Here is an 8,589-nt window from a genome sequence, read left to right as displayed (position 1 = left end):
CCAATCCAAGCAGGAAACGACTGATATTGACGCCGATTCGCTCGCTTCTTAATGCTGTAGAACTTTTGACTGTCCAGTAATACTATCAATCATATTATTCTACTTTTTAACTTCATTATTTAATCAAAACACAGATAATTTTATTCCTGTTATTCTACTACTTATTTCTCTTCAAGCATCACTTATGCTGGCTATACAAATAAATTCTTTATTGAACAATAAAAAGTGAATAGGTTCTTGCTGCTGAAGAAAGCCATCATCGGACGATTCAGTTGCCTCCGTTCCGCTCGAAAGCTACGATCCAATCCCCTTGAACGGCGGCATATCCCGAATCTCCCTCAATTATGAGTCCGTACAAGTTTCTAACATCCAAATATTCTTTTCGCTCGCCGTTTTCGAATTCCAGGGTAATGTAATAATAGGTGCGAGAAGAATGGCCAGGGTGTACATGACCATTTTCATGATGATGATGGTGCGACTGAGTACGTACTTCCATTCGTTTCGCCACTACCCGGGCAAATACGGATTCCCGCGGTGAACTTGCATTTTTGACGTAGCGGGCCCCATTCATCACGATTCCGATGAGAACGACGGCAAATACGACCACAACGAGTATCGGTATAATGGAGGACATCATTGAAAACCCCCCTCCAAACGATGGCCCCATATCGAACATATACTATTCCTCCATCATAGTTTGTCGCAAATCTCAATGGGGGGTGTAATATTCCTCTAATACCGGGTTATTCATCTTCGAGATGGCTCCGTTAGGAGCTTTTTTTACCACATAGGAATCTTTAAGTTCTTTACAGCAACGATGAAAATATAGATTCTTATTGGCATAAAAAGCTTCCTCTAATACCGGGTTATTCATCTTCGAGATGGCTCCGTTAGGAGCTTTTTTTATAGCTTAAAATAGCTTTATTTATAATAATCAACAGAAACCCGAAGATCGAAAAGATAAATGCAAAACCAATGATGAATAAAGTTACATTTGTGTAGCTGCCGACTCCGGCGGGAATGGTGCCGTGGGGATTTAGAAAAAAGTACGGGTAAAATCCGTCAAATAATCCTCTGATTAAGGAAACGGCGCAGTAGAGAACCGGGAAGCCTAACCAATAAACAACGTATTTATAATGGTATGATTTCTTCTCTTCAAACATCATCCAGTTCAAAAGCACAAGCACCGGAATTAAGTAGTGCAGCGTGAAGTTTGTTATGATTCGAGGTCCGGTATAGGTTCCCCCGCTCGAGAGAAGAAAGTGGTAAGTCAGCAAGCCCACAAGGATATAGATAAGAGATGCATTTTTACAGAAATCCAGAAGCTTGCTTTCTGTTCTCTTGAACAGCATGGTCACAGCACTAACGGAAAATGTCAATGTAATGAATAGATTAGCATGAATTGTAAATTTGGTCATGGAAGCGAAGGGAGCAGGAGAATAAAGGATATGTAAGAGCACACTGATCAATCCGGTAAGAGCTATGAGAAGATGTAAGCTCACTTTCATATGTTTTCTTGTGTCCCCTTCGATAATAATCCGGCCATATTCTTTCCTCCTTACATGTCAATAGAATCGAACCGGGAAATCCCCGACGGTAATAAAATGTCTCTCATAATGAAAAACCTCCTAAAGAATCATTTGAAATCCAGTCATTTACGCGATACTACATATTGTAGTTTAGTGACCCAAAAGAAAGGCGGATTATGAACTTCCACCTATGCTTATCAGGAGCAAGAAGACGCAAGATAGCAATAAAGGTCTGAACAACGCGACCGGCACTTTCACGGCCTTCTCAGGTTCCAGTATTTGCATGATCCTATAATCAATCGCCGTCTCTGTGAAATGAACCGCCGCCTCGCGCCGTTTTATCTTCCCCAATTGAACAAGCTTCAACAAAACATTGCCCAAGTGTAGTTCCGTGCCCATCTGTTTGATAACGAATCGATCCGCGAGCAGCTCTTTCATCGTTTTATAGAAACGGACTGAAGGTTGGATAATGGGGAAATATCCGAAGGCATCTGCGAACAGGGTGGACAAGAACATTTTGATATTGTCCCGTTTGCGGCAATGATACCATTCATGCAGCAAGACCGCATTGACTTCCATATCGTTAAAAAGCTTTAACACTCCTGTAGATACAACAATCTTTGGACGCAGCATGCCGATCGTCAGAGCAATAAAGGCATCGTCTTCCACCACAATCAATTCGGTTTTCCAACTGCGGTACTTATCATTGAACTGCTTCGTTAATTTGTGGTGAGCGCGGGAGCGGAAAAGCTTTATCCCTTTGCGCGTCAAATACCACTGTCTTGTGATTCGCCACAGGATTCGGACAAGTGTATAGCCGATGACGAGGTCGATCAAGATGCCGGAGATCCGTATTCCCTGCAAACTGAAGTCTCTAATTTGATTGGTCAGGAACAGACCCATCTGCATGGTAATGCTCAATACGAAAAAAACCATCAAAGCGTAAACCAGCCGCATTTTTACAACGGAGTTCATTGTTTCTTCCCACTTTTCATTTTTTGGGGAGGGGATGACCATAAATTATCCATTATTTTGGATTCGAGGGGTCCGAAGAAACGGTTCAACCCTTGCCCGTCCACATTCATTCTTTTAATGCTCATTTTATACTCACTTCCCGATACTACGTATTGTAGTATGGTTGCGGGGCGAATGTCAAATATATCAAAAAAGCCCAGCCGTTGTAACGACTGGACTTCGTATGAAGGCAAAGGTCCGGATCTTGCCGCTTCATCCTTTAACCGAACCGGCTGTCAGCCCTTTAACAAAGGACTTATAGCTAAAGAAGCCGAGCAAAACGGGGATGAGAACGACCATCGTACCGGCGGCCGACATTTTGCCCCAGAAATAACCTTGCTGTGTCATAAATTTGCTCATATAAACCGGCAGGGTCGCCGATTTTGTAGCGGTTGCGGTGACGGCGAAGAAAAACTCATTCCACGTCACAATAAATACCAGCAATGCCGAGGAGATGATGCCGTTTTTAATTAAAGGCAGCATTATCTTGAAGAATGTCCCTGTCTTCGAACAGCCGTCTATTGTAGCCGCTTCTATAATTTCGCCGGGAATCTCTTTGAAGTAGGTGGTACACATCCAAATCATCAAAGGAATTCCCGCACCCGTATTCAGCAAAATGAGAGCCAGCTTCGTATCCAGCATATTTAGTTTCGCCAATATAATATAGACCGGTGTAATAACGGCAACCGCCGGCAAAAAGATGGTCGTAATAAACCAAAAATAAAGATTATTCGCTTTTTTTATAGAGGAATAGACCAACGCGTAGGAACCCAGCACCCCCAAAATTGCGGATATAATAACCGTGCCGAAAGTAACCTGCACAGAGTTGAATAAATGTTTAAAAAAATCGGGAGTGACAACTGCCCGGTAGTTGTCCATTGTCGGTGTAAAAGCTAGTGATGGAACGGCGACCTGGCTTTCAAATTTGAAGCTGGACAATAACATGTACAGCATTGGAAAGAGCCACACTAAGACCACAGCATACGCTATTGTTGTCACCAGATTATTCTTAATACGCCTGCTCATTTTTTTCACCACCTAGACTAGGATGCTCATATATTCTTTGTATTCTTTTTCATCATAAATCCATAGAATCTTTGGACAACAATAAGCGTAAGCGCTACGGTAACTACGGCGATAGCGGCGGCGGTTCCCACATTCCAATCATAGAACAGCGCCTTATAGGAATAGTACGGCAGATTGCTTGACGAACTACCCGGACCTCCGGATGTCGTTACATAGATTAACCCGAACACCTTCAAAATATTGATCAAGCCCAAGGTCATGGCAACATTGATATGATCTCTAATGAGAGGCAGTTGAATATGGGTTAACAGCTTCCAGCCTGTAGCCCCATCGATTTTGGCGCTTTCTATTATTTCAGACGGCATGTTCTGCAACCCGGCCATAATGATGAGAAAGAAGAAAGGGGTCCACTGCCATATGATTAGGATCATTATAGTAAGAAGCGCATACTTTCCGAAGAAATCTATCGGTTCTATCCCAAGAGCGTTGGAGATATAATAATTCAGTCCAAGCGACGGGTTCAGCATTAATGTTTTCCATATGATACCGACTACCGCTTCCATTACAAAATAAGGAATTACAAACAGCGTTCTTAACAGATTAACGCCCCTGAAGTTCCGGTTAAGCATCAAACCGAATAAAATGCCAAGCACAGTACAGATCGTTAAGGCAACGACGACAATCAATAAAGAATTAAATACTACTTGGTAGAACTGGCCGTCCGTTAATATTTTTTTATAATTGTCGATTCCGGCGAAATTAATGCCTAAATCGGGTCTCTTCACGTTCCAGTTAATAAATGAAAAAATAATGGTAAGGATAAATGGGATCTGTGTAACAATTCCAACTACAATAAGAGCTGGAAGAATTAATAATTTGCTTTTATCGCCCTTTGTACTCATTGTTCTTCTCCTCTGCAATTAATAAAATTACTGGTACGTTCTTGCAGCGTACCAGTAATTTTGGAGAATGTAGTTCTATCGTTACTTCGCGTATCCTCCCGAAACAGCTACATCGGTCAATATTTTTTGTCCTTCTTCCAATACGGCATCAATACTCTTCTGATCGACTAAATAGGATGCAAGCAATTGAGCGATTTGTTCACCCCAGGATGAATATTCGGCCATGTTTGGAATCGAATTTCCGGTATACGGCGTTTTATTAACAGAAGGATTACGAAAATCAACTTGTAAAATAGCTTTTTTGGTAATGTCCGCGAAATCACTGGCTTGCTTATAATTTTCGTTGTCATAAGTAGAAACGCGAGTGCCTGACGGCGTGCTTTCCCAGCCTTTTTTCTCGCCCACCAGATTAATATATTCCTTGCTAGTGGCCCATGTCAGAAACTTGAATGCGGCATCTTTATTTTTCGAAGAAGCATTAATAGCTATGCCCCAGCCGCCAATCGTATTGGTGGCGTCTTGCTTCACTTGAAGCGGAGCCATGGCATATCCGATTTTGCCGGAAACAATAGAATCTTTGGAGTTGGCAAGCGTGCCGGCCGATACACTGGCGTCGTACCACATCGCGGCTTTTCCGGTCGACATTAAGTTCAATGCTTCCGTATATCCAGTAGAAGTCGGTCCGGCTTGTCCGGCATCGGTCAAAATTTTCTTGTAGAATTCAATCGCGTTTTTCATTTCCGGAGTATTGAACGTAGCTTTCCAGTCCATATCATAGTATTGTGCCCCAAACGCGTTGGCGATAGAACTGAAAATAAACATGTTTTGTCCGCTTCCGGGCAAGCCTCTTAGTGCAATGCCGGCAATGCCTTTGTCTTTATCCTGCGCTGCCACGGCCAGCTCGTAGACCTGTTCCCAAGTAGGATTTTCCGGCATCGTTAAATTTTTCGCTTCAAAAATTTCTTTATTATAGAACAATAAGGTCGTTTCCGCATAAAAGGGGAGAGCTCCAAGACCTTTCGTTTCGGAGGATAAAGAATCTCTGACTACAGGAAAAATATCTTCGACATCATACCAAGCTTTCTCTTCTTCGCTCATGCTGTTAAGCAGCCCGTCCAACGGCTCGGTCCAACCGTTATCCAAATAAACGGCTGAATCCTGAGCGCCGATTGTAAACAGATCATACTGTCCGCCGCCTAAACCGACATCCTGCGTAATTTTCGAACGAATTTCGTTCTCGGAGAGAACGGTATAATTTACTTTGATCCCTGTCTTTTCGGTAAATTCGGAAGTCATCTCTTCCATAATGACCATATCGTTGTTGTTTACTGTAGCAATATTAAGCACTGCACCCTCTTTTTCATTCTGCCCGCTGCCGCTTGAACATCCGACTAGCAAGGTTCCGGCCAAAGCAAATGCAGAGACTAAATTCAATCCATACTTATGCTGTTTTTTCATACGTTGACCCTCCATTAGTTGAACATAGATGAACAAAAATTGTATAAGGCCTTCCTATGGCTGGCTTGCTTAACGTCTCACCCCTTTCAATTACCCATAATGGGTTTCGATGAAATCAATAATATCGAGTGAATCCATATACTTCCTGACTACCATCAACCCGGCGCCTTCCAGCATGCCTCCCTTTTCATATTTGGAAAAGCGAATATCGATGGAGTCCACAATTTCCTCCGGCAGGTCGCTGCTTAAGTTGTTTTTTAGCTGCGCCAAAAATTTGGGGGAATTGATAATCATATCTCCAAACACAATAGTGTCCGGGTTCAGGATATAAATTAGATTTTTGATTCCGTAGGAAAGAAACCAAGCCATCTGATTGACTGCCCAAACCGCGAGCTCGTCATCCTTTTCATACAAATGATAGATTTCGCTTATGGAAGAATGCTCATGAAGCTGTGAATTTGGAAACTCGTGCAATCTTTCTTCCACTAGTCGGACTAAATTTACCGGGGCCGCATATCGTTCCAAAATGCCTACTTTATTGAATTCACTGCGCTTGGCATTGAAGTTGATGCCCATATGTCCGATTTCACCCGCGATCCCATTCTTTCCCCGGATCAAATGGCCATCGATAATGATTCCTCCGCCAATTCCGTCTCCCAGGTTCAGATACATCATGATTCCTTTAGTGTTTCCTGTTTCTTCTACATAATCTCTCCATTCCCTTAGAGCAGAGACGTTTGCGTCATGATCGATGTACACGTTCAAGTGGGGATATTGGGCCTGGATCTGCTCCTGGAAATCTACCTTGGAAAGCTCCGGCATATCATATACCTTTGCAATCGTTTTACCGTTATAGGTCATTAAAGGACCTACAATCGCTATGCCGATGCCCAATACCTTCTTGCTTGCATCCATGGCAATCATTTGGTCTATTCCGTCGTAAATAAGCTTCAATATGGAAGAGATGGGTGTGCCCTTATCGATCTTGACCGCGCTTTTTTGCAGCACTGCGGCCTGAATATCGCACAGAGCAAATTCAATGGCATCGCGATTAATTCTTACAGCAACGGAGACGACATCATCCAGAGCCAATGAAATTCCGGTAATTTTCCGTCCGTTATCTGATAAGATAGGCCCTTGTTCTTTAATCACGCCCATTTCTTCAAATTCATTGACGATGTTAGTTATGGTCGCTTTATTTAATCCGCTTTTTGCAGCCAGCATCGTTCTGGATATGACTCGATGCCTCAACAGCAAATTCAGCACTAATCCGCGATTGGCCTTTTTCACTTCATCTATATTTTGTGCTCTTTTCATTTGTCCTCCGTTCTGTTTATTATATAAACTTTTATAATACAAAAAATTTACATGGTCAACTTTATTTCTTTCGACAATTTGACTATATTATACGCTGGAAGCGTTGTCAACTAAAATGACTGCATTTTTTTCAATTGGAAAATGTTCTCTTCGCGGAATAACGTGTCGAATTAGAAAAAGTTGGATTAATTACTTTAATTTTTTTATACATAAGAGTTTACATGATAAACTTTATAATTTATGATATGGGTATATTTTATCATTCATTCTAAATACAACGAGGAGAAAAAGACATGAGCGAAACAATGAAGGTAGCCATCATGAATACAATAGGTAAACTGGAGTTCGAACAAAAGCCGATTCCCCAATTAAAAGATGATGATGTGTTAATTAGACTGGACTATGTGGGAATCTGCGGTTCAGATATGCATTTATTTGAAAACGGTTATATTGGAGAAAAACATGTCACGGAACCGATTGTATTGGGACACGAACCAGGCGGGGTTGTAGAAGCCGTCGGTAAAAATGTAAAGTCGCTAAAACCAGGGGATCGTGTTGCCGTAGAACCGGGCATTCCTTGCTATACGTGCGACTATTGTAAGGCGGGAAGATACAATCTTTGTCCAAGGGTTTATTTCTACGCCTCCTTGCCCGTGGTGGAAGGATGCTTTGCCGAATACATTTCGCATCCTGCAAATCTATGCTTTAAGCTTCCGGACAATGTAAGCACGCTGGAAGGGGCATTGATGGAACCGCTCGCCGTCGGTATGCATGCGGCCTTGCAATCCGGCGCCCAAGTCGGGGCATCTGCCGTCATATTAGGAGCAGGCGCTATCGGACTGCTGACTATGCTTTCTTTAAAGAGCATGGGCGTGCACAATATTACGGTGGTCGACCTGGTGCAGAACCGGTTGGAAAAAGCGAAACAATTAGGATGCACCCATACCGTAAATGCCAGTGAAGGCAATGCCATTGATGCCGTGATGTCCATAACGGACGGTGAGGGAGCGGATTATGTATTTGAAACCGCCGGCTCCGAGGTAACGATTTTGCAAACGGCGAAAATGGTCAAGCGCGGCGGAACGATCGTTCTTGTAGGTTATACAAGCAGCGGGAAAGCACAGATTCACGTTAACAATATAATCGATAATGAAATAACGGTAAAAACGGTGTTTCGTTACCGCAACATTTATCCGAAGGCAATTGAAGCGGTATCCAAAGGAATCATTCCGCTTAAAGAGATTGTTTCCGATATTTTCGAATTCGACCGCATTCAAGAAGCAATGGAGAAATCGATTCAGCATAAAGACAAAGTAACGAAATGCGTCATTCGCATCCGCTAA

The 8,589-nt window shown here is 42.6% G+C and carries 8 protein-coding genes; 1 reads left to right on the top strand and 7 read right to left on the bottom strand.

Annotation, left to right across the window (positions count from 1 at the left end):
* Nucleotides 1-268: 268 nt before the first annotated feature.
* From ACTHRH_RS14570 to ACTHRH_RS14540, 7 genes are all read right to left on the bottom strand, one after another.
* Nucleotides 269-676, bottom strand: a complete 408-nt coding sequence (locus ACTHRH_RS14570; RefSeq protein WP_379289078.1) for a DUF2500 domain-containing protein — start codon at nucleotides 674-676, stop codon at nucleotides 269-271.
* Nucleotides 677-890: 214 nt separating this feature from the next.
* Nucleotides 891-1,508 (bottom strand): Pr6Pr family membrane protein, encoded by a 618-nt coding sequence (locus ACTHRH_RS14565; RefSeq protein WP_440416222.1) that lies wholly within the window; start codon nucleotides 1,506-1,508, stop codon nucleotides 891-893.
* Nucleotides 1,509-1,703: 195 nt separating this feature from the next.
* Complete coding sequence (locus ACTHRH_RS14560; RefSeq protein ID WP_440416220.1) at nucleotides 1,704-2,504, bottom strand: M56 family metallopeptidase; 801 nt, start codon at nucleotides 2,502-2,504, stop codon at nucleotides 1,704-1,706.
* Nucleotides 2,505-2,756: 252 nt separating this feature from the next.
* A complete protein-coding gene (locus ACTHRH_RS14555; protein ID WP_440416218.1) occupies nucleotides 2,757-3,569 on the bottom strand; it encodes a carbohydrate ABC transporter permease in 813 nt (270 codons plus the stop codon).
* Nucleotides 3,570-3,595: 26 nt separating this feature from the next.
* Nucleotides 3,596-4,471 (bottom strand): carbohydrate ABC transporter permease, encoded by an 876-nt coding sequence (locus ACTHRH_RS14550; protein WP_379289070.1) that lies wholly within the window; start codon nucleotides 4,469-4,471, stop codon nucleotides 3,596-3,598.
* Between the two features lie 81 nt (nucleotides 4,472-4,552).
* Nucleotides 4,553-5,929, bottom strand: coding sequence for an ABC transporter substrate-binding protein (locus ACTHRH_RS14545; RefSeq protein WP_440416215.1), 1,377 nt, complete (start codon nucleotides 5,927-5,929; stop codon nucleotides 4,553-4,555).
* 90 nt (nucleotides 5,930-6,019) lie between these two features.
* Nucleotides 6,020-7,246: an ROK family transcriptional regulator gene (locus ACTHRH_RS14540; protein WP_144941601.1), complete on the bottom strand. Its 1,227-nt coding sequence runs from the start codon at nucleotides 7,244-7,246 to the stop codon at nucleotides 6,020-6,022.
* A gap of 293 nt (nucleotides 7,247-7,539) precedes the next feature.
* Between ACTHRH_RS14540 and ACTHRH_RS14535 the strand changes: the two genes are divergently transcribed.
* The gene (locus ACTHRH_RS14535) at nucleotides 7,540-8,589 is read left to right on the top strand and encodes an NAD(P)-dependent alcohol dehydrogenase (RefSeq protein ID WP_440416213.1); all 1,050 of its coding nucleotides are present in this window, start codon (nucleotides 7,540-7,542) and stop codon (nucleotides 8,587-8,589) included.

Origin of the sequence: Paenibacillus sp. SAFN-117, assembly GCF_051966115.1 — a bacterium.
Classification (GTDB): domain Bacteria; phylum Bacillota; class Bacilli; order Paenibacillales; family NBRC-103111; genus Paenibacillus_L; species Paenibacillus_L residui.
Note: the sequence above shows the minus strand (reverse complement) of the source record. Positions and strands in the feature narration are given on the sequence as shown.

What these genes read in the sequence shown, in the direction of transcription:
- ACTHRH_RS14570 (WP_379289078.1), bottom strand. Translation starts at nt 676, where the DNA reads ATGTTCGATATGGGGCCATCGTTTGGAGGGGGGTTTTCAATGATGTCC.
- ACTHRH_RS14565 (WP_440416222.1), bottom strand. Translation starts at nt 1,508, where the DNA reads ATGAAAGTGAGCTTACATCTTCTCATAGCTCTTACCGGATTGATCAGT.
- ACTHRH_RS14560 (WP_440416220.1), bottom strand. Translation starts at nt 2,504, where the DNA reads ATGAACTCCGTTGTAAAAATGCGGCTGGTTTACGCTTTGATGGTTTTT.
- ACTHRH_RS14555 (WP_440416218.1), bottom strand. Translation starts at nt 3,569, where the DNA reads ATGAGCAGGCGTATTAAGAATAATCTGGTGACAACAATAGCGTATGCT.
- ACTHRH_RS14550 (WP_379289070.1), bottom strand. Translation starts at nt 4,471, where the DNA reads ATGAGTACAAAGGGCGATAAAAGCAAATTATTAATTCTTCCAGCTCTT.
- ACTHRH_RS14545 (WP_440416215.1), bottom strand. Translation starts at nt 5,929, where the DNA reads ATGAAAAAACAGCATAAGTATGGATTGAATTTAGTCTCTGCATTTGCT.
- ACTHRH_RS14540 (WP_144941601.1), bottom strand. Translation starts at nt 7,246, where the DNA reads ATGAAAAGAGCACAAAATATAGATGAAGTGAAAAAGGCCAATCGCGGA.
- ACTHRH_RS14535 (WP_440416213.1), top strand. Translation starts at nt 7,540, where the DNA reads ATGAGCGAAACAATGAAGGTAGCCATCATGAATACAATAGGTAAACTG.